We start from the raw sequence: 25,343 nt of genomic DNA on the forward strand, positions 1-25,343 counted from the left end.
CATGACGAAGGTTGCTAGTACCGTACAAACTTATGCGAAGACACAATTAAATACTGATGACCATCATAAAAAAATTGGTCTATTAGGTGGGACATTTAATCCCATTCATAATGGTCATTTAATAATTGCAGAACAGGTAATAGACCAGTTAGGTTTAGACGAAATCAGGTTCATGCCTGATTTCATGCCACCTCATGTCGATAAGAAGCTGGCCATTGATGCCAAAGATCGTGTCACCATGATCAATGGTTCAATCAGAGATAATCCTCATTTTGCAATTGAAATGGAAGAAATTGCTCGTGGTGGAACTAGTTATTCATATGATACGTTGGTGGCTTTAAAACGCAGAAACCCAAATTATGAATACTACTTTATCATCGGTGGTGATATGGTTGAATATTTACCTAAGTGGCATAAAATTGATGAATTAGCTAAGTTGGTAACGTTTGTCGGAGTTAAACGATCGGGATATAAGACGACTTCAAAATACCCAATTATTTGGGTTGACGTTCCATTCATTGATATATCATCAACACTTATAAGATCTAAGGTAAGAGCTAATCATTCAATTAGATACCTTGTACCAACCCGTGTTGAAAAATATATTAGGGAGAATGGTCTATATGCAAACTAAAGAATTAACGTATCAACATCATTACACGTCGTTAACTCGACCCGAGTTAGTGGCAAAGTTAAAAACTACATTAACTGATGATCGCTTTCAACATGTTTTGCGTGTTGAGCAGACTGCAGTTGATTTGGCCGAACGCTATGGTGTTGATCCTGAAAAGGCCAGTATAGCTGGATTGGTCCATGATTATGCTAAGCAACGTTCTGATAAAGACTTTGTTGATGCGATTCATGAATATCATTTGGACCCTGATTTGTTGAATTATGGCAATGCCATTTGGCATGGAGTAGTTGGCTGGATTTTTGTCAAAAATGAATTAGGTATCAACGATATAGAAATTTTAAATGCTGTTGAATACCATACAGTTGGACACGAAGTGATGACTGTATTGGCGCAAATTGTTTATATGGCTGACTACATTGAACCAAATCGGAATTTTCCAGGAGTGGAAAAAGCCCGTCAGTTGACCAATACAGATTTAGTGCTTGCGGTGGCTTATCAAACTAAGCAGACATTGGCTTACTTAGTGGCAAATAACCGCCCAGTATTTCCCCAGACGGTTGTTACTTACAATAGTTGGGTACCCAAAAGTGGACTTAATTAATAGGAGGATTTATGGATAGTAAAGATATTGCTCAAATCGCGGTGCGAGCTGCAGATAGTAAACGGGCAAATGACATTGTTGTATTAGATATGCAAAACGTTAGTTTGATGGCAGATTATTTTGTCATTGCTGATGCTAATTCAAATCGTCAAGTTAAGGCGATTGCTGATGAAATTGCTGACCAAATGTCAGCATCAAAAATTGAAATTTACCAAGTATCTGGAAGAGACACTGCTAAGTGGATCTTGATTGATCTTGGTGAAGTAATCGTTCATGTTTTCCAAACAGATGAACGTGATTTCTATAATTTGGAAAAATTGTGGTCAGACGCACCATTCTTGGATACACGGGATTGGCTTGAAGTATGATCTACGAAAAGTTTGCTAAATTTTACGACGAACTATTTGATGATGAGTTGTATACCAAGTGGGGCAACTACTTTGAACAGAGAGTCTCTAAATCAGCAAGCATTATGGATTTAGCGTGTGGGACTGGTAAGTTAGCGATTGAATTGATTCGACGTGGTTATAATGTGACCGGATCTGATATTTCAGAAGACATGCTTAAGTTGGCTAGCGAGCATGCTCAAGTAGCTAACGTAAATCTTCCCTTGATTCAAATGGACATGTTAGAAATGGATGGCTTGACGACATTTGATGCAATTTCTTGTTTTGATGATTCCTTATGCTATTTAATTGAAGATGGCCAGTTATTAAGAGCCTTTCAGCAGGTTAATGCTCATTTAAATCCTGGAGGGACCTTTTTATTTGATGTGATTACACCATATCAAACTGATGAGGTGTATCCAGGATATATGTTCAATGATCGAACTGAGGATTCCGCTTTTATGTGGTCATCGTATTCAACTGATGATTCTGAACATGCTATTGAACATGATTTAGTTTTCTTTTTATTCAATGAAGAAAAGAATGCATACGATGCTTATAATGAAATTCATGATGAACGTTCCTTTGAATTTGCTGTCTACCAACATATGTTGAATGATGCTGGTTTTAAAGATATTAAAGTAACCACTGATTTTGGTAATCAACCATATCAAGAAAAGGTTAAACGTTGGTTTATTGAATGTACAAAGGGGTGATTTGATGGAGACGGCTGTAGGGATTATTGCAGAATTTAATCCATTTCACAACGGACATCAATATTTACTAGATCAGGCCCGCAAACAGTCAGGAGCGACAACTGTGGTCGCTATTATGAGCGGTAATTGGATGCAGCGGGGAGAACCAGCCATTTTTGATAAATGGAAAAGGGCTCAAGCTGCCGTTGCCGCGGGTGTCGACTTGGTAATTGAATTACCATTTTCAGGTGCCGTTCAACCAGCACATTTATTTGCTAAGAGTGCTGTGAAAATCGCATCTGAAATGGGGATTGAATCGTTAGCTTTCGGCGCAGAGCACCCAGATATGGATTATGATTTGTTAATTCATAATCAACCTGAAAAAGACGATTCATTTAAAAAATTTAACGAACCCTATGCTTCAACTTTTCAAAATTATTTGAAAGAAAAAACAGGGATAAATTTACGTGAACCTAATGACATTTTGGCATTTAGCTATGCAAATGCTAATTTTGATTTAGGAAATCCGTTAAAATTATTGCCAATTCAAAGAATCGACGCTGACCATAACGAACCAGAATTGAGTAAGGGTTCTTTGATCAGCAGTGCTTCTGCAATTAGAAATAGTATTTTCGGAAATTCAACTGAATTTAGTAAATTTGTTCCTGAATCAAGTTTACACATGATCTATAGTGGTTTTAAGTACGACTGGGAACAGTTTTGGCCAATGTTACGTTATGAGCTAGTAAAGACGCCTATCGAAGAATTACAGCGAATTTATCAGATGACTGAGGGTATTGAGCATCGGTTAAAAGATGCAGCCAGAAAGTCTAGATCGTTCACTGATTTTTTGGAGACGGTGAAGACTAAACGATACACGTATACCAGAATTCAAAGGTTATGTGTATATGTATTAGTGCATGCATTCACCGACAACATGTTAGTGGATCCTAGCTATTTGAGACCACTGGCATTTAACGAGCAAGGCCAAAGGTATTTGAATCAAATAAAACACGACACGGAATGGCCTATTATTACCAAAGTAACCGATGAAGTGGTCGATGAGTTTGTAGGTTTAGACTATCGATCATCAATGATGCAAGAGTTGGTTAGTGGTGAAGCACAAGACATTCATCGACATCCATTTATGGAGATATAAATGCGGTTGCTATCAAGGAATTAGCCTTGACAAGGTATTTTGATGCCGGTATAATAAGTCGTGTTGCATTGGAGGAATAACATGGAAATGTTTTTTAGGGAACTTCAAAAGTATCCCGAAAATGCACCTTTTAAATTTGAAGAAACTCTTGATATAAAAAAAGAGCTTCTTGATAGGTATGCTGATCAAGTAATTGATGCAGATAAGTTTACCGTTTCTGGAACAGCTTATGCTGATTTAGGAGACGTAATTGTGAATTATCACGTTACTGGTAATCTTGTGGTGCCATCATCCAGATCATTAATGCCTGTCAATCTGCCTATGGAATTCGACGTTGAAGAATTTTACGTCCCATCTAAGGCCGCTGAGTCTCGGTACCCTAAAGATGCAGTTGTCTTCGTTCTTGATGAGGATGCAAAAGTTGAAATCACTGATTCAGTAATTGATAACGTCATATTAAATATTCCAATGCAGGTTCTTGCTGAATCTGAAATCGACGGAGAAGACGATATGCCCAGCGGAAACGACTGGGAAGTTATGACCGCCGATGATTTCGACAAGAACAAGGCAGAGTTAGAAACTGTTGATCCACGTTTAGCTAAACTAAAGGATTTATTCCCTGAGGATAATCAAGAAGATTAGTTAGGCATTAATAATTTCACTAGTGGATATTTTAAAGTAGAGGAGGGATTTTTAATGGCTACACCAGCACGTAGAACCTCTAAGGCGAAAAAAGGTATGCGCCGTGGTCACATCAAGTTACAAACACCAAATCTTAGTTTTGATCCTAAGACTGGCGAGTACAGAATGCCACACCACGTGTCACCATCAGGCTACTACAATGGCCGTAAGGTTATCGACAAGTAATTGTCTTTAAACTATTAAGAACGCCATGGATTCTTAACGGTTTGTTAAAACGCTCTAAGCAAATGCTTAGGGCGTTTTATTATGGAGTGGAGTAATCTGAGAGATTAGATAAAAAAGAACTAACGAATAGTTATGCTATTCGTTAGTTCGATTATTAAAGGATTAAACTGTAAGATTATTTAGTAAAGTCAACAACCATACGACCAACAATTTTTCCGGCTTTCATTTCGTCAATGATATCATTGATTTCTTCAAGCTTTCTAGTGTGAACGATAGGTTTAACTTTACCTTCAGCACCGAATTGGAAAGTTTCAGCTAAGTCTTGACGAGTACCAACAAGTGAACCAGCAACTTGGATACCATCTAAAACAGTCTTGTCGATGTTAAGAGCCATGTCACCTTTAGGAAGGGCAACGGCAACTAATTTACCATCTGGACGAAGAGCGTTAACTGAAGTAGTGAAAGCAGCAGCGTTAACGGCAGTAACTTGGGCGTTGTGAACACCACCAACTTTTGCTTGAATTTGTTCAGCAACATCTGGATCATGACGGTCAATACCAATTTCAGCACCATTGTCTTTAGCAGCTTGTAACTTTTGTTCGTTACCATCAACTGCAACAACGTGAGCACCAAAAACATTGTGAGCAAATTGTACGGCAAGGTTACCAAGACCACCGGCACCAACAACTTCAACCCATTGACCTGGGCGAGTGTCACCAACTTTTAATGCTTTGTACATAGTAACGCCGGCACAAGTTAATGATGTTGCTTCGATGGGGTCAAGTTCTTCAGGAACCTTAACGGCATAGTTAGCATCAACGATTACTTCTTCTGCCATGGCACCATCAACAGTGAAACCAGAGTTTTTAACGTTACGGCAAAGAGTTTCACGACCAGTGTTACAGAATTCACAATGACCACAGCCCTTGAAGAACCAAGCGATTGATACTCGGTCACCAATCTTTAAGTTGTCAACATCGTCAGCAACTTGAATGACTCTACCAACACCTTCGTGACCGATGATTCTTCCTGGAACTGCACCAAAGTCTCCGGCAGCAACGTGGAGGTCTGTGTGACAAAGACCACAATATTCCACTTTAACTAAAGCTTCACCATGTTCGATTGGGCGAAGAGTAACATCTTTAATGTCAACGTATCCGTCAACAGAATCGCGTACAACAGCTGCTTTCATATAATACCATCCTTTTGAAATTTATTTTCTTAAACAAAGTTAATTATAAATCAAACAAGTCTTTTATCAAGTGAAAAAAGACACAAATTGATGAAAAATGAAAATTATTTCCATATATACCTTAAATGAGAAAATATCTCTTATTTCACTTAAGTATGTTAGAATTAGAATAATATTTAAAAAGAACCTTAATTAGGATTACGTAGGAGAATTGTAAAATGAGTCGAGTTTTAATAATTGAAGATGAAAAAAATCTTTCCCGGTTTGTCGAGCTTGAGCTACAGCATGAGGGTTATGAAACCCAAGTAGAGCTAGACGGTCGCAAGGGATTAGATGCTGCATTAAATGATAATTTTGACGTAATTTTACTAGATTTGATGCTTCCTGAACTTAATGGTATGGAAGTTGCTCGTAGATTACGAGAAAAGAAAAATACGCCAATTATAATGATGACCGCAAGGGATTCTGTGATCGATCGAGTATCAGGATTTGATCATGGAGCAGATGACTATATTGTTAAACCATTTGCAATCGAAGAATTATTGGCAAGAATTCGGGCATTGTTGAGACGAATTCAAATCGAAAACGATCAACAAAAGGGCAACAAGAAGACAGTTGTCTTTAAGGATTTGACTATCGAAAAAGAGAGCCGAATCGTTCGTCGTGGCGATGAAGTTATCAACTTAACCAAGCGTGAGTATGAATTGTTGTTGGCATTGATGGAAAATGTTGACGTTGTTTTAGCTAGAGATGTGTTATTAACCAAAGTCTGGGGTTATGATTCTGAAGTTGAAACTAACGTCGTTGATGTCTACATCAGATACTTACGAAACAAGATTGACCGTCCTGGTGAGAATAGTTACATTCAAACTGTTAGAGGTACGGGTTACGTGATGCGCTCATGAGCGAAGAAATTAGTCCCAAAAAAAGAAGGATCTCTTTAACATTTAAGTGGTCCTTTTTTACATCTATTGGTGTATTTGTGATTGTCTTAGTATTTTCAATGTTGATTTTTAATCGGTTCACTAATGTTTTAGTCCAACAAGAAAGAGGCTATATTAATGACACCTTGATGACTGTCTCGGGTCGGCTGGCCAATTTTGATTCACCGATTACTAAAAACAACGTTAATTCAGTTTTGAGACCAGACATCGATAATGAAAATAATAACAATGTACCAATTGATAAACAGACGCACCAAAGCATTTACTCTGATTCTCTGATTATTAATCTATCAAGAGACAGTATGGTCGTGAATGTTTACAACAATGATAAGCAATTATTGTTTGAATCTAGAGAATCTAACTTTAAGTTAAGGCCAGCTAATTCCAAAAAAATCTCCATTTCCAGTGTCGATGGCAAAGAAATGTTGATTGGTAGAATGCCAGTCTTATCCAAAAGAAATGGCTCCTTGGTTGGTTACATTCAGGTGGTCGACACCTTGGCTAATTACCATCAAACCGTCAGAAAATTATTGGCGATCATGGGTATCTTATTAATTTTGGCAGTGTTGATTTCGGTAGTGGTTGCATATGTTCTTGCTACAGAACTCTTAAAGCCCATGAAGGAAATCCAAAAGACCATATCTGAAATCAAAGAAAATCCTGATTCAGATGAACGGGTTCCTGAATTACAGACTAATGATGAAATCTCTGATTTAGGTAACTTATTTAATGGTATGTTAGATCAAACGCAACGCTATATGAACCAACAAAGTCAATTCGTTGAGGATGTTTCTCATGAGTTAAGAACTCCAGTAGCTGTCATTCAAGGCCACATGGAAATGCTGCTTAGATGGGGTAAGGATGATCCTCAAGTCCTAGATGAGTCCTTGAAGGCGTCCTTACAAGAAACCAAGCGGATGCAGAGTTTGGTTGCAGAAATGCTCGATCTTTCCAGAGCCGAGCAAATTGAAATCAATTACGGTGATGAAATCACCAACGCCAATGAGGTCTTTGACCAAGTTAATAATGACTTCAAGATGATTCATCCAGAATTTAACTTCATTGTTGATAATGATACGTACAATGATGTGTACGTGAAAATTTATCGAAACCATTTGGAGCAGATTTTAGTTATCTTAATCGACAATGCCATTAAGTACTCCAAGGATCGTAAGGAAATTCATACTTCTATTTCTAGTACAGATTCTACCGTTAATATTGCGGTCCAAGACTTTGGTGAGGGAATTGCTAGTGAAGATGTAGATAAAGTCTTTAACAGATTCTACCGAGTCGATAAGGCTCGTTCTCGAGATAAAGGTGGGAATGGTTTAGGATTGTCCATTGCTCAGCGATTAGTTGAGGCTTACCATGGTGATATTTCAATTGAAAGTTCATTAGGATATGGTTCAATTTTTCAAATAAAATTTCCGATTTTAAGAAATGGTAGCAATGACGATTCAACACAACCAGATGAAGAACCTAATGCAGAAGAGCACAGTGATGCTGATGAATAAAATGTGCTTAACAGAATAATTTATAAAAATAACCTCATGAGTGTGGATGTAATATCGCACTCATGGGGTTATTTTTGATTAGATAAAAAAACCACCCAAATAAAATTTGAGTGGTCTAAAGATTAATCTTTATGGTTTCGGTTTTGCTTACCGGCATTGCGTTGTCTATTATTACCGCTACTTGGGCGTTTGTTGGTATTTGAATCGTTAGAATTAGTATCTTCATTAGAAGGTGCGGGTTGCTTTGGAATGAGATCGTCAACGTTTACTGTTTTGACATTCTTCATTTCAGCTGCAACATCTTTTCTGATTCTTGGACGATACAAGTTAATGATCAAGGTTTGCAAACAAGCGAACAATCCACCGATGAAGAAGTAGATTCCTAAACCGGCTGGTGAGTTAATTGTGAATAACAGAATCATAATTGGACTCATCAATAACATGGCACCAGTTTGCTTCTTTTGATCCTTAGGAATACCTATTAGTGAAAGGTAGCTTTGTAATAGGTAAGTTAGGAATGAAAGAACAGCTAGAACCCAACTTGCTTGACCAAGCTTAATGCCCATGAACACTTCATGAGATAACTCAGGAGAGTAACGAATGGCGGCGTATAAAGCAGCAAAGATCGGCATTTGAATCAAAAGTGGTAAACAGCCGATTCCACCTGTCATCGAGATATTGTTTTCCTTGTAGACTGCCATCATTGCTTGGCTGACTGCTGCTTGTTCTTCAGGAGTCTTCGCTTCTTTTTGACGTTTTTGAATTTCGCTTAGTTGTGGGCGAATAAGTTGCATTTTTTCCTGTTGAATAGTGGAGCTCTTCATCTGTCTAACCATCATTGGTAGTAAGAACATTCTGACAATAACGGTCAAAACGATAATGGCCCAGCCGTATGAACCTGTGAAACCAGCTATCCATTCCATAACCGCCTGAGCGGGTCTAGCAAGATAGTCATAGACAAACCCATATGGGTGTCCTGATTTGGTAGTTCGGACACAACCACTCAGCAAAATTGCCATCATGGAAATGAGTCCAAACACCGTCAGTGATTTAGTTTTTTTCATTAATTGAGACCCTTTCTGATCTTTAATAACATAACAGGTTAAATATTACTAGATTTATTTGATGTTTTCAATTTAATATTTAACATAAAACCCATTCGCTTCCTTTAAGGTTGTATAATTGAGTTTGATATTAGTAACTTTGCCATATGGGCTAGGAGATGTTTTAACTTTTTGAATGAATTTATCAAGTTGTGATACCTCTCCGGTAGCAACGATATGAACGGTGTTGTCTGGTAAATTCTCAACGAATCCACGGATATTCAGTGTTTTAGCTAAATTAGTGGTGCTATAACGGAAGCCAACACCTTGAACTAAACCTGATACTACTATGTCGACAGTTTTTTGCATTAAAATAACCCCAAATCATATTTAAGATATTTGAAAGGAAACCAAAATGGAATTCTTAACTTCAAACCAAAATCAACGAGTCAAAGACTGGAAAAAATTACAAACTAAAAAACAACGTATTCGTGCCAATTCTTACATTATTGAAGGCTGGCATCTAATCGATGAAGCCATCAAAAGTGGTAAGCAATTTAAGGAACTTATGGTGGTTGACCCAGAGGATTTAGATGGTCTTAATCTTAATTCAGAAACCGAGTTGTTTCAAATTACTCCTGAAATTGCTGCTCATATTTCAGATACTAAGACTCCTCAAGGAATTTTTGCTGTCTTGCCACTGGATTCTTATCATGAAGAAATTCCGGAAGAATTATCAGGTCATTGGTTATTATTAGATAACGTTCAAGATCCTGGTAATCTTGGTACCATTGTTCGAACAGCGGATGCTGCCGGCCTTAATGGAGTTGTTTTAGGCGGTAGTAGTGTCGATATTTACAATCCGAAGTTAATTCGTTCTATGCAAGGCAGTCATTTTCATATTTCACTGTATTCAGGTGACCTTAATGATTGGATAACTTCATTCAAGCAACAACAAATCCCTGTATTTGGTACCGAATTAAATGAAGACGCTAAGTCTTATAAAGAAGTTGGGCAACCTGAAAACTTCGCTTTAGTTATGGGTAACGAAGGCAATGGGATGAGCGAAGACACTCTTGAACAAACTGATCAGAATCTTTATATTCCAATGCGTGGCAATGCTGAGTCATTAAATGTTGCGGTTGCTGCTGGAATTGTAATGTTTCAACTTATAAAAAGTTAGTCATTTTAATTGATTATTTGGTATAATGCTAGTATTCTCTGAATAGAAACTAAGAAAAGGGGTATTGCATGCAAAGAGATGAGTGGAAGAATGACGAGTTATATGTTTCCATTGTTAAGGATTTATTAGATACCGATTTGGTCCAGAGTTTGGCTAATTACACTCAACATCATAATTCTACCCGCTTAGAGCATTCTTTATCTGTTTCTTACGATAGCTATAAGATTGCTAAACGGGCGGACTTAGATTATCGTTCTGTTGCCAGAGCTGGATTGCTTCATGATCTGTTTTTCTACGATTGGCGGACTACTAAGTTTGACCTTGGGTCTCATGCATACATTCATCCTCGAGTTGCATTGAGAAATGCCGAAAAAATTACTGATTTAAATGATATGGAAAAAGACATTATTCTAAAACATATGTGGGGAGTTACACTTGCGAGACCCAAATATCGTGAGAGTGTCATTGTTTCTTTAGTCGATGACTATGAAGCAGTTAATGAATTCATTCAACCATTTAAAAAACGAATTACCGCAAGACTAAAAGTATAGAAAGGAGCATCCGATATGAGAACTAGTTTTTCTGTAAAAGAACCAATCAATTATTATCTTTGTCCCCGATTTGAAAAAACTTTTTCATTCTTAGGCAAAAAATGGAACGGTCTAATTATCGACGTTTTGTTGCAAGAAGGTAAACTTCGATTCCGCGAAATCGCCAGACAAATTCCTAAGTGCTCCGATAGAGTACTTGTAGAACGTTTACGAGAATTGGAAAATGATGGTGTGATCGTTAGAAATGATTATGCTGATTCTTCATTGATCGAATATTGCTTGACTGATCAAGGACGTGAATTAGCTCCAATTATGACTCAATTGCATGATTGGTCTGAAAAATGGTATCCAGTTGACGAAGGTTAACTTGACCATTTTTTTGTTTTAGCTTATTATTTTAGAGTAAATGCGTTGTAAAAAGAAGTAGTAGGTTAATCTAATTGGCCAGAGACTTTTGGGATAGTGGGACCAAAGGAATTAGATTAATTGAATTCATCTTTTGAGCTGAAATTGGGAGTTTTAATAAACGAAAAATTTTCCGGTTATCGCCGTTATCGATTTGAGTGTTCATCTGACCCAATGCTTGGGTAGATGTAAACTAGGGTGGTACCGCGAGAAACCTCGTCCCTTTTATGGGATGGGGCTTTTTTTGTGCCTAAAATATTGGAGGGATTCTATGTCTTTAAGAGAAGACTTAACTAACATTAGAACCAAGAACTTAGAGATTATCCAGCAAACAGATAATCTGAAAGAATTAAATGATATTCGTGTCAACTTGCTTGGTAAAAAAGGCCCAATTACCACAGCTTTAAGATCTATCAAGGATTTGCCAGTTGAACAACGTCCCGAGGTTGGTAGTTATGCCAATGAGATCAGGGATGACCTAACAACTGCTATCGCGGCTCAAAAAGAGAATTTGGAGACCGCTCAAATGAATGCGCGTCTTGCTAATGAATCGATCGATGTTACCTTACCAGGTACTGATTTACCTCAAGGCCAACCGCATGTTATCCAACAAATTATCGATCAAATCGAGGATCTGTTTTTAGGAATGGGATACGAAGTTTTAACTGGTCCAGAAGTTGAAGAAGAAAAATATAATTTCGAAATGATGAACCTTCCTAAGGATCATCCTGCACGTGATATGCAAGATACGTTCTATTTGACGAACGACATTCTTATGAGAACTCAAACTTCACCAATGCAAGCTAGAACTCTAGAAAAGCATGACTTTAGTCAAGGACCATTAAAAATGATTTCACCAGGTATCGTTTATCGTCGTGATACTGATGATCCTACTCACTCTCACCAATTCCACCAAGTTGAAGGATTAGTCATTGATGAACATATTACAATGGCTGATTTGAAGGGTACTTTAATCACCATGACTCATGAAATTTTTGGTGACAAATTTGATATTCGACTCAGACCAAGTTACTTCCCATTTACTGAACCTTCAGTTGAAGTGGATGTTACTTGTTTTAACTGTATGGGTAAAGGCTGTGATGTCTGCAAACATACAGGTTGGATCGAAGTTCTTGGTGCTGGAATGGTTCATCCAAATGTCTTAAAAATGGCTGGTGTTGACCCTGATGTTTACGGTGGTTTCGCCTTTGGTCTTGGACCAGATAGATTCGCAATGCTTCAATATGGGGTAACTGATATTCGTGATTTCTATTTAAACGATGTTAGATTCCTAAATCAATTCGACAAGAGGAGTAATTAAATTGAAACTTTCATACAAATGGGTAAAAGAATATTTAGATTTAAACATTCCAGCCAAAGAGCTTGCCGAAAAAATTGAAAGAACTGCTGTGGAAGTAGATTCAGTTAGCCGGTTAGATGATGGCTTGAAAAAAATCGTCACTGGAAAAGTATTAAGTATGGAGAATCACCCAGATTCTGACCACTTGCATATTTGCCAGGTTGATGTTGGTGAGGAAGAACCATTACAAATCGTCTGTGGAGCACCGAATGTTGCTGCCGGACAAACTGTTATCGTGGCTCTTCCTGGTTCAAGAATCGGTGGCAACGTCAAAATTAAGAAATCAAAGATGCGTGGTGTTCAATCGAACGGAATGATCTGTGCGCTTGACGAAATTGGTTTTTCAAGAGATGTTGTTCCTAAGGAATGGGAAGACGGAATTTACGTATTTGATGATTCGGTTCCAGTTGGCGAAGATGTCTACAGTTATTTAGGCATGGATGACGACGTCATCGACTTAGACGTGACTCCTAATCGTGGTGACATGTTAAGCGTTTTGGGAACAGTTCATGAATTAGCTGCTATTTATAATCAAAATCCAGAAATCAAAGAACCTGAAATTACTGAAAATGCTGATGTTAAGGCCAATGATGAAGTAACTGCAGAAGCTGATCCTGAACTCGCACCAACTTATAAGTTGAGATTAGTTAAGGGTGTTAAAATCGCTCCAAGTCCAACTTGGTTACAGATTAGATTATGGACTGCTGGTATTCGACCAATTAACAACGTAGTCGATGTGACCAATTACATCCTAGTTAAATATGGTCAACCATTGCATGCTTTTGATAGTAACCAAATTGACGGTGGTATTCATGTACGAGCTGCCAAAGATGGTGAATTATTCACTACTTTGGATGGCGAAGAAAGAGAACTAGTATCTACTGATACTTTGATCGCTGACGATTCTAAACCAGTTGCTTTGGCCGGAATCATGGGCGGATTGAACTCTGAAATTACTGATAAGACAACTGATGTCTTAATTGAATCAGCTATCTTTAATCCAAGTCGGATTAGAAAAACAGCTCGCAGATTGGTATTACATTCTGAAGCTTCACAACGTTTTGAACGAGGAATCAACTATGATACAGTAGAAACTGCTTTGAATGAAGCAGCTCAGATGATTGCTGAATTAGCAAATGGACAAGTTGCCCAAGGAATAATTTCAGCAACTGATACTCCACGAGAATTGCCAACCATTCATGTTTCAGAACAAAGTGTTAACAAGGTATTAGGTACTGATTTAAGCACTGAAACTATTAAAGATATTTTTGATCGTCTTGGATTTACTACTGTCAATATTAATGACGGCTTAGATGTAACCATCCCCGCACGTCGTTGGGATATTGAAATTCCTGCTGACTTGAATGAAGAAGTTGCTAGAATTTACGGTTACGACAATTTGCCAGTTTCATTACCAACCGGTCGAATGGGTGTCGGAGCCTTAACTGCTAATCAAAAAAATGAACGCGCAATTCGCCAAGTCCTTGAAGGATTAGGATTAACACAAGCTATTTCATATTCGTTAACAACGGATGAAAAAGCCAAAATGTTCTTAACTAGGGAATCTGTGGAGACTAAACTTAGTTTCCCAATGACTAAAGATCATTCAGTTCTAAGAATGAATTTATTATCTGGGTTACTCGATGATGTTGCTTATAATCAAGCTCGTCGAGTATCAGACATTGCTTTGTATGAATATGGCCGTGTGTTCTTCAAGGATAATGCAGAACAAGTTCGTCCAACTGAGGTCAGTCACGTTGCTGGAGTTGTCACTGGCAACTTTGTTAACAAGAGCTGGAGTCATGGTGCAGTCAAGGCTGATTTCTTCCTTGTAAAGGGAATGGTTGAACAAGTTATTCGTAACTTTGCTACTAATGGTGAAGTTGAATTTGTTGCTGATGATAGCATCAAAGAAATGCATCCCGGTCGAACAGCCAAAGTTTTAGTTCATGGCAAAGAGGTTGGTTTTGTCGGTCAGATTCATCCTGCAATTGAAAAACAATTTAAGATCAAGGATACTTACGCATTTGAATTAGATTTTGCTCTTCTTGACTCAATGCCAAAGAATGCTGATCAATTTACTCCAATTTCTAAGTTCCCAAGTGTTCAAAGAGATATTGCCTTACTAGTTGACGAAAACGTTTCAAATGACGATGTTGTCAACATCATTGCTAAACGTGGTGGTGCATACTTAGTTAAGACCGAGCTTTTCGATCTTTATACAGGTGAAAATGTTGTCGATGGCAAGAAGTCACTTGCTTATTCACTGACATTTGCTAACCAACACGACACATTGAAAGATGATGAAGTCAATGCGATAATGGAAAAAATTAAAAAACACTTAACAGATGAGTTAAATGCAGAAATTAGGTAGTTTCATCTCTATAATGAACTTTAAGAAATAATAGGAGGAGCTGCTGATGAATAACGAGCCAACCACCCCGACACCAAAACCAAATAAGGGGTTAGGTAAAAAAATAATTATTACTGTGGTTACTATCTTAGTGATCTTACTTGCAACGCTTGGTCTGCTAGGATATAACTACTTTCAAAAATCTCTAAAGCCACTTGATCCAAATAATGAAAAGGTCAGTCAAGTTCATATTCCTCTTGGGGTGTCTAATAAACAAATTGGTTCGATCTTACAAAACCAAAAAATCGTTCGAAGTGGAATGGTATTTGATTATTATGTAAAATCTAATAACTTAACTAACTTTCGGGCTGGTTACTATCAATTAAAGCCTTCAATGAGTCTTAAAACGATTGCTAAAGAACTGCAAAAAGGTGGAAGTGCTGAACCTATTCAAAGTTCTCAAAGTAAGATTTTAGTCATGGAAGGGGCCAACATTAAGGACGTTTCTTATCGAATTGGCTCAACAACTGACTTTTCAAGTAAGGATTTCCTTAATTTGATGAAAGATAAGAAGTTTATCAATTCACTTTACGCGAAATACCCTCAATTACTTGGTTCAGCCATGAAGGCAAAGGATGTCAGATATCGTCTTGAAGGTTATCTATATCCAGCCACTTACCCAGTGAAGAAGAAGATGTCACTTGAAGATTTAGTTACTCAAATGGTGGCTAAAACTAATCAAGTTTTGACGCCATACTATTCATCGATTAAAAAAGAAAAGCTAACTGTTCAACAATTCTTAACGTTGGCTTCACTTGCTGAAAAAGAAGGCGTGAGTCAATCGGATCGTCGTAAGATTGCTGGTGTATTTATGAACCGGATTAAGATCAATATGCCAATTCAGTCAGATATTTCAGTGTTGTATTCACTGGGAGTTCGCGACAAGGAATTAACCACTAAAGATTTACAAAATGATTCGCCATATAACTTGTATGTAAATACTGGTTATGGACCGGGACCATTTGATAGTCCAAGTTTAAGCTCGATTCAAGCTGTGTTAAAACCACTTGATCGATCAAAGAATTATTTGTATTTTGTTGCTGACACTAAAACTGGAAAGGTGTATTATTCAAAGACGTATGCAGAACACCAAGCCAAGAGTGCCAAATACTTGCACAATAACTAGAATCTGAGGAGCATTAAGATGAGCGCAGAAAAAAGACCTGTAGTCATTGGGGTCACTGGTGGTTCAGGTAGTGGAAAAACCACTGTTAGTCGAAAAATATTTAACGAGCTTGCTGACAATTCAATTATGATTTTACAGCAGGATTCTTACTATAATGATCAAAGCGATATGTCCATGGAAGAGCGTAAGGCGGTCAATTATGATCACCCGTTAGCTTTTGATACTGATTTATTGATTGATCAATTAAAAGATTTGTTGGAATATAAGGCTATTGAAAAACCAGTTTATGATTATTCTCAATTTACTCGGAGTCAAGAAACCATTCATCAAGAACCACGCGAAGTAATCATCATTGAAGGTATTTTGATTTTAGATGATAAACGACTTCGTGATTTGATGGATATTAAAGTTTATGTGGATACTGATGACGATATTCGCATCATTCGTCGAATTGAACGTGATAACGGTGAGCGTGGTCGAGACCTTGAGGGTATCATCAAACAATATTTAAGTACCGTTAAACCCATGTACCATCAATTCGTGGAACCCACTAAACGATACGCGGACATCATTGTTCCCGAGGGTGGCGAAAACCAGGTTGCAATTGACTTATTGACAACTAAAATTCGTTCAATTCTGTTAAAACGTGGTAACGAACATGTTGCAAATAATCAAGATTCAACAATCTAATTAAGGAGACTTTTTAATGGCTGAAGATAGTTATCCAATGACGGCTGAAGGCCGCCAAAAATTACAAGAAGAACTTGAGGACTTGAAACTAGTTCAACGTCCTAAAGTGGTCGAAAGAATCAAAATTGCTCGTTCATATGGTGATTTATCAGAAAATTCTGAATATGAATCAGCTAAGGACGAACAAAGTATGTTGGAAGGCCGTATTCAAACTGTTGAACACATGCTTCAATATGCAGAAATCATTGATGCAAACGGTACAGATAAGAACGAAGTTACAGTTGGTAAGACTGTGACATTCCAAGAACTTCCGGATGAAGAACCAGAAAGTTATCAAATCGTCGGAGCCGCTGAAGCAGATCCGATGTCAGGTAAGATTTCTAACGAATCACCAATCGCTAAAGGACTTTTAGGTCACAAGCTTGATGAAGTAGTTACAATTGAAATTCCTGCCGGTAACATGGAAGTTAAGATTACTAAAATTGAATAATCAAATGATTTAACTGAGGCTCTCGTCATAATTTGATGGGAGCCTTTAGTTTACTTTGTGAAAAAAATTAATGATGTTATAATGATGTAAGCGAATACAATGATTTGGTGGTGGTAAATGTGAAAATTACAGTAACTGACGCTGCAAGTAAGTGGTTTGAGGACGAAATGGGCTTAAGTAGTGGTAACGGAGTTCGTTTCTATGGCAAGGTATATGGTAAGACACCGGTTCATGATGGCTTTTCATTGGCACTAACTCGAGATGATCATCCCAATAAAGTGTATTCTGAGACCGAAAAGGATGGCATCAAATTCTTTGTTGATCAGGGCGACGAATGGTTCTTTAAGGGTTATGATCTCACAGTCGATTTTGATCCTGAATTAGGTGACAATGTCACATATCGCTATGAAGAAAATGGCGAATTGGGATAAATCAATTCAATAAAAAATCCGATTCACACGTACCAACGTGTAAATCGGATTTTTTATTTGCGGCGACGTACGATTGCTGTGCTAGTTAGTGTGATAATTAATGTGATGCACGAAATCACGATTCCTAAAAGTAAACCTTGTGGACGATAACTGAATTTAACTGTCTTAGCACCACCAGGGTTATTAACATAGATAAATGTGTTTGCCCATTTATGAATTGGGACTGTCTTGTTTTTGATTTCAGCATGCCATCCTGAATCATAGGGGATGGAAGTGACGATAGTCTTATTATCTTGATGTTTAAAATTAGCGACAATGTGGGTACTGTTAGTTTGATTAATCTTAACGGAGTCTTGTTTGATTTTCGCTGCCCAATTGGCTAATTTTTGTTGATTTAATTGATAGAACTTAATTGATGAAAGCCAAATATTCTGTTTGGTAGTACTAATATTCATATCAAATATTTTGGTGTGATTACTAGAATTACCAATATTTACGATCACTGAGTGCTTAAACGGTGTGAATTGTTTGATTTTAACGCCGTTGGTAGTGATTGAAATGTCTCTCACAGGAGTCTGTTCGTTGATGGTCATATACAATGAACTATGAGCTTTAATTTTGATTTTGGCGCCGATATATGCCTTTTTTAATAGCAATTTTTTATTGATGATGGCATTGTTAAGACTATTTACGGGAGTGGCATTTTCAGCCGTGAAATCGTAAGGGCTGATTTCAGTCAATAAGTTACCAGTCATGCCAAAACTGTTGGCTAATTCATTTTGATAGGTGATTGGGTCATCATTTTGATATTTTGGATGTGTATTTTTTAGGTTGCTTCTAAAAACGAGCGGTAGTGCGTTTTGATTTTGATAGGTGTCGAGATAGGCATTTCGGTCAATTAAATTGTAAGCCGATAATTCAGGCCGGTTAGTATTTAAATTGGTAAGGGTATTAAAAATCGTATTAGAACTCTTAGTTGCAAATGGATTTTCAGTGATCAAATATTTGAACCCAAGTAATGAATCAGTGAAAAGTGTTGGATTAGTATAAACGACAAATGCATCACCATTTGGATTACCCATATCACCATAAAACTTTGAAACGTTATTTTCTAAAGTTGATGAAAAATTAGAACCGCCATTATAGCCGGCAGTCAAAGCATCATTTTTAGAACGTTGAAAAGTTTTACCAACTCGATAAAAATTGTGATCGCGTTGCTTAAGTATATCCGTGGACTGTTCAGTCATCTGAGCAAATTTTGTGTAATCGCTGGAACTTAAATACGATATGTTGTTCAGCGAATTGACTAGATTTAAACTCATTTCGCCACTAACTAAAATCAATAGTCCGAGCTGAAGAATTCGCACTGTGGGAATAATATCTTGAATTGAGATCAAAGCAATCGTGGCAACCACATAAATGACGCCAAAGGTAAATGCGTCAGTGCTGAGATACTCAAATTTGGATAGGTTAACTAAAATATAGAGCAATCCCAAAGCAATGATTCCACTGGAAATGATCAGAGCACGTCGATTCAATCCTTCGTGAACTATCGATAAATAGGCCTTATAAGCAATGACTATCATCCAGAAAGAGAAAATATATGCAAACCGGTATGAGTACCAGACTGGCAGTTGAAAAGCGTGCCAAAAAATATCTAATGGATTAAAGCACATTGATAAGATGAAAAATGCGGTTAATCCTAAACTCAAAATTTTATCGATTTTTGAAGTTCTTGGTGAGACGAAGAAATAAATAAATGCAAAAATAACTAAACTGGCTACGAATAAATTGGGTGTTCCATTTGGCATCTGTTTAAAATCGAATGATCCATTAATGAATTTACCAATCATTAATAGCGGGTTGTATTCAAACTTGAATTTTAATTCGTTACTGGAGTAAGCAACTTTACTATTTTGCAGTGCAATGAAGGTCGGCACTGTGATCCAAGCCGATAACAAAACAGCAATTAGAAAATTGCCAATATATCTCATCATGTGTTTTAAGTATTCAGTAAATGATTTAACCAACGGAATCGTGAATAAGAGCAAGTACAATGTGGTAAAGATAGCAATCATGTAAGCCATGTAATAATTGATCATTAACATTGCTGCCATGGAAATGATAAATAATGGTGACCATTTTTTATGCATCAATTTTTCTAGGCCTAAGAAAATTAGTGGCAATAAGATCACTGCATCTAACCACAATAGGTTTAATTGATTGGCGACCATCCAACCCATTAACGCGTATGAAACTGAAAATGTAATCACTGATAAAGATTTTTCCTTAAATCGATGAACTAAGAAAATACTGAAGGTCAATCCTGACAGTGAGTATTTTAAAATTGTGACGATGCCAATTGCTGCAGGTAACAGTTTCATTGGAAATAACAAGAATATTAAGTTGAGCGGGCTCATTAAGTAATAGCTCCAAGTTCCCAACATGTTGCCACCTAACGCCTTTTGAAAGCTGTAAAGAATAGACGAGGGGTCATTAAGCATTGCGTGCTTATAGAATGCAAAAAAATCAACATATTGCTGTCCCAAATCGACTGTTAATACGGACGAACTGCCAAATGGTGCAAAAGATCTGAAGATGAAATATCCAGAGACGATTAACAGTGGAATCAGGAAGCTGAGAAAATAAACTAGTTTTTTTGATTTCATAGGTGCCATCCTTTATTACTTATTAACATTTGCTAGAATAGCATAAATTAGTTAAAGATTGTGTAAGCATTCTAGTTTTTAAGCAGTAATTCTGATAGAATTAAGCCTATGCAAGGAGTTAAGAAAATTGAAATTATTTAATCGTAAGTCTTCAAAAAATAAGAGTTCCAAAACGGCTTCACTACCGTTTCGAATCAATGTGATTTTTGCGATAGTTGGAGTCTTGTTTATTGCTTTATTGACTCAATTAGCGTACTTACAGGTTGTAAGTGGAACTAAGTTTAAGGCAGAAGTAAATCGAAATGATTCCACAGTTGTTACAGGTAATGTTCAACGGGGGATGATTTACGATTCTACTGGTAAGGTTTTGGTTGGTAATTCAGCCCACCAAGCAATCACTTATACTAAGAGTGTGAACGAACTCTCTAGTGATATTTATCAAACGGCTTCCAATCTTGGAAAGTATGTCAAGGTTCCCACCGGAACTTTGACACCTCGTCAGTTAGCTGATTATTACTTGGCTAATAATGATAATTTGAAAGCTGTCTTAGCTAAAATTCCTAACAGCGAACAATACAGTGCCGATGCTAAATACAATAAGGCTTTGGATTATGTCCAAAATCATAATGTTAAATTCACAGCGGCTGAAAAAAATGCTGCTGAAATTTACGCCAAGATGAGCGGTGCATATCAATTATCTACTACTAATATCAAGAACAGTGGCGTTACCAGTGGTGAAATTGCTCAAGTTGGAGAACATTTGGGTGAACTTCAAGGTGTTAATATCGGAACCAGCTGGAGCCGAAATTATCCTGATGGTCAGTCAATTCAAGGACTAACAGGCACGGTTTCAAGTGAAAAAGCTGGTTTGCCTGCCGATGAGGTTAATCAATTACTTGCTGAAGGATACTCTAGAAATGACCAAGTTGGTCAAAGTTACCTGGAACAGAAGTATGAACCAGTTCTAAGTGGTTCTAAATCTCAAACACAAGTTTTCTTGAATAGTCAAAACAAGATTACTAAAGAGGTTACCAAGTATGGTGGTCAAAAGGGTGATAACCTTCAATTGACGATTAACGCCAACTTCCAGAAAAAATTATCTTCATTGGTCAAATCTGCTGAAGAAGGTGCTGGGGGATATTCGACTGGAACATATGCAGTTGTTATGAATCCTCATAATGGTGCAATTTATGGAATGGCCGGGGTTGATAGAGATCCTGCAACTCAAAAGATCAGAAGTAATGATTTGGGTAATATTAACAGTTCCATTGTTATGGGTTCTGTTGTTAAGGGAGCCATGGTTTCTGGAGCTCTTCAGGATGGAGTGATCACACCAAATAATAGTGTGTTAGTTGATAAACCTATTAACATTGGTGGAGTTACTAAGTCTTCATGGTTTAACAAGAAGGGTGCCGCTGATATCTCTGTTGATGCCGCAGGAGCACTAGAAGTTTCTTCTAACTCGTACATGATGCAGTTAGCCATGAAGGAAGCCAAATTTAATTATGTTCCTGGTGGTGCGCTTACCATGAACCCATCTATCTTTACTAAGATGAGAGATAACTTTGCACAATTTGGATTAGGTATTAAAACTGGGATTGATATTCCTGGTGAAACAACTGGTTTGAAAGGTAAAAGTGATTTTGCTCATATTGGTTCTGCCCTTGATTTATCATTTGGTAACTACGATGCTTATACTACAATGCAAGTTGCTCAGTATATGTCAACAATTGCCAATGGTGGTTATCGAATTCAACCACATATCGTAGCCGCAGTTAGAGGAACCCAAAAGAACGGAAAAATGGGTGCAATCAAGGATACAGTGACTCCTAATGTTATGAATTATGTCAGCATGACTCCTGCCCAACGTGCATTGGTTAAACGTGGATTGTATCAAGTGGTCCATGGTAGTAATCAATACAAAACAGGTGGTCAGTTGGATACTATCAAACCTGAAATTTCAGCTAAGACTGGTACTGCTCAAACATTTTATAATGGTACAGAAACAGTTACTTTGAGTTTGGCATCATTTGCTCCATCTAAGGATCCTCAAGTGGTAGTTGCATTGGCAATGCCTAACTTAGGAGTAAACGCTGAAAGTAACAATATGCAGTTAGCTAAGCAAATTTACTCAGCTTACTGGTCAACGGTACAGTCAAAATCAACTGTTAAGTAAATTTACTTAACATTTATCTAGATAATGCTAGTAATTTTTCTTCTTTGATGTTAGAATATCAAGAGTTAAGGTTATTATTAGCCATATTAAAAGTTTGGAGGTTATATTCCATGCGAGTACACATTACTATGGAATGTACTGAATGCCACGAACGCACATACTTATCAAGCAAGAACCGTCGTAACAACCCAGACCGTTTGGAGCTTAACAAGTATTGCCCTCGTGACCGTAAAGTTACATTACATCGCGAAACTAAGTAAGGTTTGGGTGGTTACCCAAACCTTTTTATTTTGCTCAATTATATTAATAAGTGGAATGAATACTAATTAGTTAGGGTAGGTGGTTAAATGAACAAGAAAGACATTCGCGCAGAAGTTATCCCGATCCTAACAGAGTATCTAAAAACTGATGATGGGCAGAAGAATGCACATAATCTATATCTGCAGTTGTTTTCTTCGCCTCTATTCAAAAGTAGTCAAACAATCGGAGTGACTTTAAGCATGGCGGGTGAACTTGACACTCAACCAATTATTGATCAAGGCAATGCCACGGGAAAACGGATGGTAATTCCAAGGACTCTGCCCAATTTTAAAATGGAATTTGTTGAACTTAATAGTGAAACAAGCCTTGAGAAGACCAAATTTGGCGTTTCTGAGCCAATAAATGGTTCTGTGATCAATGCAAGCGATATTGATTTAATCGTTGTTCCTGGACTTGCATTCGCTCCTGATGGAGCCCGTGTCGGGTTTGGTGCTGGATTTTATGATCGATATCTGAGAAATTATGTCGGTGAGACAGTTTCGTTAGCTTTAAAACCACAATATTTTCCGGTTGCAAAGTGGGACGTCACCGACTATGATGTTTTGATAAAAAATATATACCATTAAGGAGAACAATCTTGATTAGACAAAAACCGTTTGTGACTTATTCTTTATTAGCGATTATGGTTGTAGTATTCGGAATCATGACGCTTAGTGGTGGCACAGAAAACCCAGCTGTGTTAGTGGAGTTTGGTGCTAAATATAATCCGTTGATCGTGGAAGGCCAATATTGGCGATTTATTACCCCGATTTTTATTCACATCGGATTCATGCATATATTGATGAACGGAATCACATTGTACTTTATCGGTCAATATGTGGAAAATATTTTCGGACACGCCCGGTTTTTTGCGATTTTTATGATTTCTGGAATTATCGGGAACTTTGCTAGCTTCGCATTTAATGATGGCATATCAGCAGGTGCTAGTACCGCGATATTTGGGCTGTTTGGAGCGTTCTTAATGTTAGGTGAAAGCTTCCAAGATAATCCGATGATCGTGTCGTTAGCACGGACATTTTTGCTGTTTGTTGCGCTTAATATTGGTATGGATTTGTTCGTATCCGGCATCGATATTGCTGGACACATCGGAGGCTTAATTGCCGGCTTCTTAAGCGCATACATTGTTGGCGTGAATTTCGACAAAATTCCCAGAATTAAACGAATTATTTCGTCAATCATGTTATTATTTGTTGCGGGAGCAATTTTATACCTCGGTTTTCGAAAAAACATGTAAAAAATTTTCGAAATTGAAAGAAATTTTTATTAGGATGTGAGATAATGAAAACGCTATATGATGTTCAACAGCTTCTAAAAAAGTTCGATATTTACGTTTACGTTGGAAAAAGAATTTGGGATATTGAAGTTATGGCGTTAGAACTCGACCATCTGCATGAAGCCAAACTTATTTCTCAAAATGATTTTTTGCACGCCAAAATGGTTTTAACTCGAGAACATCGTGTGGAGGAGCAAAAACAAGATAAAGATATCTAGGAGGAAGTAAGCATGGCAAAGAAATTGATTGGAATCGATTTAGGGGGAACCACAACAAAATTTGCTTTTCTTGATGAACAGGGGAATGTTCTTTCTAAGTGGAGAATCATTACGGACATTACCGATGAAGGGTCACACATTGTTCCAAATATGATCAAATCCATTGAAGATCAAATGAGAAGAGAAGATTATAATTCTGATGATTTCATTGGAATCGGAATGGGTACTCCAGGGACGGTAAATCGTGACGAAGGAACTGTAGTTGGTGCTTACAACCTCAACTGGAAAGAAGTGCAACCGGTTCGTCAGCAAATTAGTGGAGCACTAAAATTGCCAATCTTTATCGACAACGATGCTAACTGTGCAGCTCTTGGTGAATTTTGGAAGGGTGCCGGAAACGACGCGGATGACGTGGTCTTCGTTACTCTTGGTACTGGTGTTGGTGGTGGTGTCGTTGTTGACGGTCACTTAGCCCACGGTATTAATGGTAGTGCCGGAGAAATCGGTCACATCTGTGTTGAGAAGAATGGTTTCTTATGTACTTGTGGTAAACGCGGTTGTTTGGAACAATACGCATCAGCTACTGGTGTTGTAAATGTTGCTAAGGATACTGCTGCTAACTTTACTGGTCATTCACGAATCAAGGAATTGATCGACAATGATGAAGACATTACATCGAAATTGATTTTCTTCTTAGCAGACAATGGTGATATCTTGGCTAACCAAATCGTTAACCGTGTATGTTCATACTTAGGTTTGGCACTTTCACATATTGGTAATATTTTGAACCCAGAAAACATTATCATCGGTGGTGGAGTTTCAGGTGCTGGTAACACTTTGTTACAACCAACGACAAGATCATTCCAAGAAAATGCCTTTCCATCTGTTAGAGATTCAACTAGACTTAAGTTAGCTCAATTAGGTAATGATGCTGGTGTTATTGGTGCCGCATCATTAGCCTTACAAACAAAATCAATGTAAGAATTTAAAGGAGTGAAGTAA

The 25,343-nt window shown here is 37.5% G+C and carries 28 protein-coding genes and 1 other annotated feature; of the genes, 24 read left to right on the forward strand and 4 right to left on the reverse strand.

The window, feature by feature from the left end; all coding sequences use genetic code 11:
* The first annotated feature begins 1 nt into the window (after position 1).
* The 7 genes from O0236_RS04720 (at position 2) to rpmF (ending at position 4,342) form a co-directional block, all read left to right on the forward strand.
* Positions 2–634 carry a nicotinate-nucleotide adenylyltransferase gene (locus O0236_RS04720; RefSeq protein ID WP_268912963.1) on the forward strand — a complete coding sequence of 211 codons (633 nt, stop codon included), beginning with the start codon at positions 2–4 and terminating at the stop codon, positions 632–634.
* Entirely contained in the window at positions 624–1,235 is a 612-nt protein-coding gene (yqeK, locus tag O0236_RS04725; protein WP_268912964.1) for a bis(5'-nucleosyl)-tetraphosphatase (symmetrical) YqeK, read from the forward strand. Before O0236_RS04720 ends, yqeK begins: the two co-directional genes overlap by 11 nt.
* Before the next feature lie 11 nt (positions 1,236–1,246).
* A complete protein-coding gene (gene rsfS, locus O0236_RS04730) occupies positions 1,247–1,603 on the forward strand; it encodes a ribosome silencing factor (RefSeq protein WP_268912965.1) in 357 nt (118 codons plus the stop codon).
* Positions 1,600–2,337, forward strand: coding sequence for a class I SAM-dependent DNA methyltransferase (locus O0236_RS04735; RefSeq protein ID WP_268912966.1), 738 nt, complete (start codon positions 1,600–1,602; stop codon positions 2,335–2,337). Before rsfS ends, O0236_RS04735 begins: the two co-directional genes overlap by 4 nt.
* Before the next feature lie 4 nt (positions 2,338–2,341).
* Complete coding sequence (locus O0236_RS04740; protein ID WP_268912967.1) at positions 2,342–3,475, forward strand: nucleotidyltransferase; 1,134 nt, start codon at positions 2,342–2,344, stop codon at positions 3,473–3,475.
* Between the two features lie 81 nt (positions 3,476–3,556).
* On the forward strand, positions 3,557–4,117 hold the full coding sequence (locus tag O0236_RS04745; protein ID WP_268912968.1) for a DUF177 domain-containing protein: 561 nt from the start codon (positions 3,557–3,559) through the stop codon (positions 4,115–4,117).
* 54 nt (positions 4,118–4,171) lie between these two features.
* Positions 4,172–4,342, forward strand: a complete 171-nt coding sequence (gene rpmF, locus O0236_RS04750; protein WP_125008086.1) for a 50S ribosomal protein L32 — start codon at positions 4,172–4,174, stop codon at positions 4,340–4,342.
* A gap of 175 nt (positions 4,343–4,517) precedes the next feature.
* Here the strand turns inward: rpmF and adhP are convergent, their stop codons facing one another.
* The gene (gene adhP, locus O0236_RS04755) at positions 4,518–5,534 is read right to left on the reverse strand and encodes an alcohol dehydrogenase AdhP (RefSeq protein WP_268912969.1); all 1,017 of its coding nucleotides are present in this window, start codon (positions 5,532–5,534) and stop codon (positions 4,518–4,520) included.
* A gap of 218 nt (positions 5,535–5,752) precedes the next feature.
* Between adhP and O0236_RS04760 the strand changes: the two genes are divergently transcribed.
* Both O0236_RS04760 and O0236_RS04765 read left to right on the forward strand, forming a co-directional pair.
* Positions 5,753–6,439, forward strand: coding sequence for a response regulator transcription factor (locus O0236_RS04760; RefSeq protein WP_125008088.1), 687 nt, complete (start codon positions 5,753–5,755; stop codon positions 6,437–6,439).
* Positions 6,436–7,992 carry a HAMP domain-containing histidine kinase gene (locus tag O0236_RS04765; protein WP_268912970.1) on the forward strand — a complete coding sequence of 519 codons (1,557 nt, stop codon included), beginning with the start codon at positions 6,436–6,438 and terminating at the stop codon, positions 7,990–7,992. Before O0236_RS04760 ends, O0236_RS04765 begins: the two co-directional genes overlap by 4 nt.
* 122 nt (positions 7,993–8,114) lie before the next feature.
* Here the strand turns inward: O0236_RS04765 and yidC are convergent, their stop codons facing one another.
* Complete coding sequence (gene yidC / locus O0236_RS04770; protein ID WP_268912971.1) at positions 8,115–9,056, reverse strand: membrane protein insertase YidC; 942 nt, start codon at positions 9,054–9,056, stop codon at positions 8,115–8,117.
* Between the two features lie 72 nt (positions 9,057–9,128).
* A complete protein-coding gene (locus O0236_RS04775; protein WP_268912972.1) occupies positions 9,129–9,404 on the reverse strand; it encodes an acylphosphatase in 276 nt (91 codons plus the stop codon).
* A 46-nt stretch (positions 9,405–9,450) separates the two neighbouring features.
* Between O0236_RS04775 and O0236_RS04780 the strand changes: the two genes are divergently transcribed.
* From O0236_RS04780 to O0236_RS04820, 9 genes are all read left to right on the forward strand, one after another.
* Positions 9,451–10,218 (forward strand): TrmH family RNA methyltransferase, encoded by a 768-nt coding sequence (locus O0236_RS04780; protein ID WP_268912973.1) that lies wholly within the window; start codon positions 9,451–9,453, stop codon positions 10,216–10,218.
* 68 nt (positions 10,219–10,286) lie between these two features.
* Positions 10,287–10,769, forward strand: a complete 483-nt coding sequence (locus tag O0236_RS04785; protein WP_268912974.1) for an HD domain-containing protein — start codon at positions 10,287–10,289, stop codon at positions 10,767–10,769.
* A 15-nt stretch (positions 10,770–10,784) separates the two neighbouring features.
* A complete protein-coding gene (locus tag O0236_RS04790; RefSeq protein ID WP_268912975.1) occupies positions 10,785–11,135 on the forward strand; it encodes a winged helix-turn-helix transcriptional regulator in 351 nt (116 codons plus the stop codon).
* 36 nt (positions 11,136–11,171) lie between these two features.
* Positions 11,172–11,401: a binding site (T-box leader), on the forward strand.
* A gap of 44 nt (positions 11,402–11,445) precedes the next feature.
* Positions 11,446–12,495, forward strand: coding sequence for a phenylalanine--tRNA ligase subunit alpha (gene pheS, locus O0236_RS04795; RefSeq protein ID WP_268912976.1), 1,050 nt, complete (start codon positions 11,446–11,448; stop codon positions 12,493–12,495).
* 1 nt (position 12,496) lies between these two features.
* Positions 12,497–14,908, forward strand: a complete 2,412-nt coding sequence (gene pheT, locus O0236_RS04800) for a phenylalanine--tRNA ligase subunit beta (protein ID WP_268912977.1) — start codon at positions 12,497–12,499, stop codon at positions 14,906–14,908.
* Between the two features lie 46 nt (positions 14,909–14,954).
* Entirely contained in the window at positions 14,955–16,073 is a 1,119-nt protein-coding gene (mltG, locus tag O0236_RS04805) for an endolytic transglycosylase MltG (RefSeq protein ID WP_268912978.1), read from the forward strand.
* Between the two features lie 18 nt (positions 16,074–16,091).
* Entirely contained in the window at positions 16,092–16,763 is a 672-nt protein-coding gene (gene udk / locus O0236_RS04810) for a uridine kinase (protein WP_268912979.1), read from the forward strand.
* A 16-nt stretch (positions 16,764–16,779) separates the two neighbouring features.
* Positions 16,780–17,253 carry a transcription elongation factor GreA gene (gene greA / locus O0236_RS04815; protein ID WP_268912980.1) on the forward strand — a complete coding sequence of 158 codons (474 nt, stop codon included), beginning with the start codon at positions 16,780–16,782 and terminating at the stop codon, positions 17,251–17,253.
* Positions 17,254–17,372: 119 nt separating this feature from the next.
* Positions 17,373–17,684: a HesB/YadR/YfhF family protein gene (locus tag O0236_RS04820; RefSeq protein ID WP_268912981.1), complete on the forward strand. Its 312-nt coding sequence runs from the start codon at positions 17,373–17,375 to the stop codon at positions 17,682–17,684.
* Positions 17,685–17,737: 53 nt separating this feature from the next.
* Here the strand turns inward: O0236_RS04820 and O0236_RS04825 are convergent, their stop codons facing one another.
* A complete protein-coding gene (locus O0236_RS04825) occupies positions 17,738–20,353 on the reverse strand; it encodes a YfhO family protein (RefSeq protein ID WP_268912982.1) in 2,616 nt (871 codons plus the stop codon).
* 127 nt (positions 20,354–20,480) lie between these two features.
* Between O0236_RS04825 and O0236_RS04830 the strand changes: the two genes are divergently transcribed.
* From O0236_RS04830 to O0236_RS04855, 6 genes are all read left to right on the forward strand, one after another.
* The gene (locus O0236_RS04830; RefSeq protein ID WP_268912983.1) at positions 20,481–22,529 is read left to right on the forward strand and encodes a peptidoglycan D,D-transpeptidase FtsI family protein; all 2,049 of its coding nucleotides are present in this window, start codon (positions 20,481–20,483) and stop codon (positions 22,527–22,529) included.
* A gap of 110 nt (positions 22,530–22,639) precedes the next feature.
* Positions 22,640–22,789 carry a 50S ribosomal protein L33 gene (rpmG, locus tag O0236_RS04835; RefSeq protein ID WP_078256956.1) on the forward strand — a complete coding sequence of 50 codons (150 nt, stop codon included), beginning with the start codon at positions 22,640–22,642 and terminating at the stop codon, positions 22,787–22,789.
* 87 nt (positions 22,790–22,876) lie between these two features.
* The gene (locus O0236_RS04840; protein WP_268912984.1) at positions 22,877–23,416 is read left to right on the forward strand and encodes a 5-formyltetrahydrofolate cyclo-ligase; all 540 of its coding nucleotides are present in this window, start codon (positions 22,877–22,879) and stop codon (positions 23,414–23,416) included.
* Between the two features lie 56 nt (positions 23,417–23,472).
* Positions 23,473–24,084 (forward strand): rhomboid family intramembrane serine protease, encoded by a 612-nt coding sequence (locus O0236_RS04845; RefSeq protein WP_268913306.1) that lies wholly within the window; start codon positions 23,473–23,475, stop codon positions 24,082–24,084.
* 44 nt (positions 24,085–24,128) lie between these two features.
* Entirely contained in the window at positions 24,129–24,341 is a 213-nt protein-coding gene (locus tag O0236_RS04850; protein WP_125008104.1) for a YqgQ family protein, read from the forward strand.
* 12 nt (positions 24,342–24,353) lie between these two features.
* Entirely contained in the window at positions 24,354–25,322 is a 969-nt protein-coding gene (locus tag O0236_RS04855; RefSeq protein ID WP_268912985.1) for an ROK family glucokinase, read from the forward strand.
* Positions 25,323–25,343: the final 21 nt, after the last annotated feature.

Origin of the sequence: Lentilactobacillus sp. SPB1-3, assembly GCF_026913205.2 — a bacterium.
GTDB classification, from domain to species: Bacteria; Bacillota; Bacilli; order Lactobacillales; family Lactobacillaceae; genus Lentilactobacillus; species Lentilactobacillus terminaliae.

Coding starts and splice junctions, on each gene's coding strand:
- pheS (WP_268912976.1), top strand. CDS start 11,446: ATGTCTTTAAGAGAAGACTTAACTAACATTAGAACCAAGAACTTAGAG.
- O0236_RS04760 (WP_125008088.1), top strand. CDS start 5,753: ATGAGTCGAGTTTTAATAATTGAAGATGAAAAAAATCTTTCCCGGTTT.
- O0236_RS04720 (WP_268912963.1), top strand. CDS start 2: ATGACGAAGGTTGCTAGTACCGTACAAACTTATGCGAAGACACAATTA.
- O0236_RS04840 (WP_268912984.1), top strand. CDS start 22,877: ATGAACAAGAAAGACATTCGCGCAGAAGTTATCCCGATCCTAACAGAG.
- yidC (WP_268912971.1), bottom strand. CDS start 9,056: ATGAAAAAAACTAAATCACTGACGGTGTTTGGACTCATTTCCATGATG.
- O0236_RS04850 (WP_125008104.1), top strand. CDS start 24,129: ATGAAAACGCTATATGATGTTCAACAGCTTCTAAAAAAGTTCGATATT.
- O0236_RS04785 (WP_268912974.1), top strand. CDS start 10,287: ATGCAAAGAGATGAGTGGAAGAATGACGAGTTATATGTTTCCATTGTT.
- rpmG (WP_078256956.1), top strand. CDS start 22,640: ATGCGAGTACACATTACTATGGAATGTACTGAATGCCACGAACGCACA.
- rpmF (WP_125008086.1), top strand. CDS start 4,172: ATGGCTACACCAGCACGTAGAACCTCTAAGGCGAAAAAAGGTATGCGC.
- greA (WP_268912980.1), top strand. CDS start 16,780: ATGGCTGAAGATAGTTATCCAATGACGGCTGAAGGCCGCCAAAAATTA.
- O0236_RS04740 (WP_268912967.1), top strand. CDS start 2,342: ATGGAGACGGCTGTAGGGATTATTGCAGAATTTAATCCATTTCACAAC.
- O0236_RS04745 (WP_268912968.1), top strand. CDS start 3,557: ATGGAAATGTTTTTTAGGGAACTTCAAAAGTATCCCGAAAATGCACCT.
- O0236_RS04855 (WP_268912985.1), top strand. CDS start 24,354: ATGGCAAAGAAATTGATTGGAATCGATTTAGGGGGAACCACAACAAAA.
- yqeK (WP_268912964.1), top strand. CDS start 624: ATGCAAACTAAAGAATTAACGTATCAACATCATTACACGTCGTTAACT.
- mltG (WP_268912978.1), top strand. CDS start 14,955: ATGAATAACGAGCCAACCACCCCGACACCAAAACCAAATAAGGGGTTA.
- O0236_RS04845 (WP_268913306.1), top strand. CDS start 23,473: ATGGTTGTAGTATTCGGAATCATGACGCTTAGTGGTGGCACAGAAAAC.
- O0236_RS04735 (WP_268912966.1), top strand. CDS start 1,600: ATGATCTACGAAAAGTTTGCTAAATTTTACGACGAACTATTTGATGAT.
- O0236_RS04775 (WP_268912972.1), bottom strand. CDS start 9,404: ATGCAAAAAACTGTCGACATAGTAGTATCAGGTTTAGTTCAAGGTGTT.
- O0236_RS04780 (WP_268912973.1), top strand. CDS start 9,451: ATGGAATTCTTAACTTCAAACCAAAATCAACGAGTCAAAGACTGGAAA.
- udk (WP_268912979.1), top strand. CDS start 16,092: ATGAGCGCAGAAAAAAGACCTGTAGTCATTGGGGTCACTGGTGGTTCA.
- rsfS (WP_268912965.1), top strand. CDS start 1,247: ATGGATAGTAAAGATATTGCTCAAATCGCGGTGCGAGCTGCAGATAGT.
- O0236_RS04825 (WP_268912982.1), bottom strand. CDS start 20,353: ATGAAATCAAAAAAACTAGTTTATTTTCTCAGCTTCCTGATTCCACTG.
- adhP (WP_268912969.1), bottom strand. CDS start 5,534: ATGAAAGCAGCTGTTGTACGCGATTCTGTTGACGGATACGTTGACATT.
- O0236_RS04765 (WP_268912970.1), top strand. CDS start 6,436: ATGAGCGAAGAAATTAGTCCCAAAAAAAGAAGGATCTCTTTAACATTT.
- O0236_RS04790 (WP_268912975.1), top strand. CDS start 10,785: ATGAGAACTAGTTTTTCTGTAAAAGAACCAATCAATTATTATCTTTGT.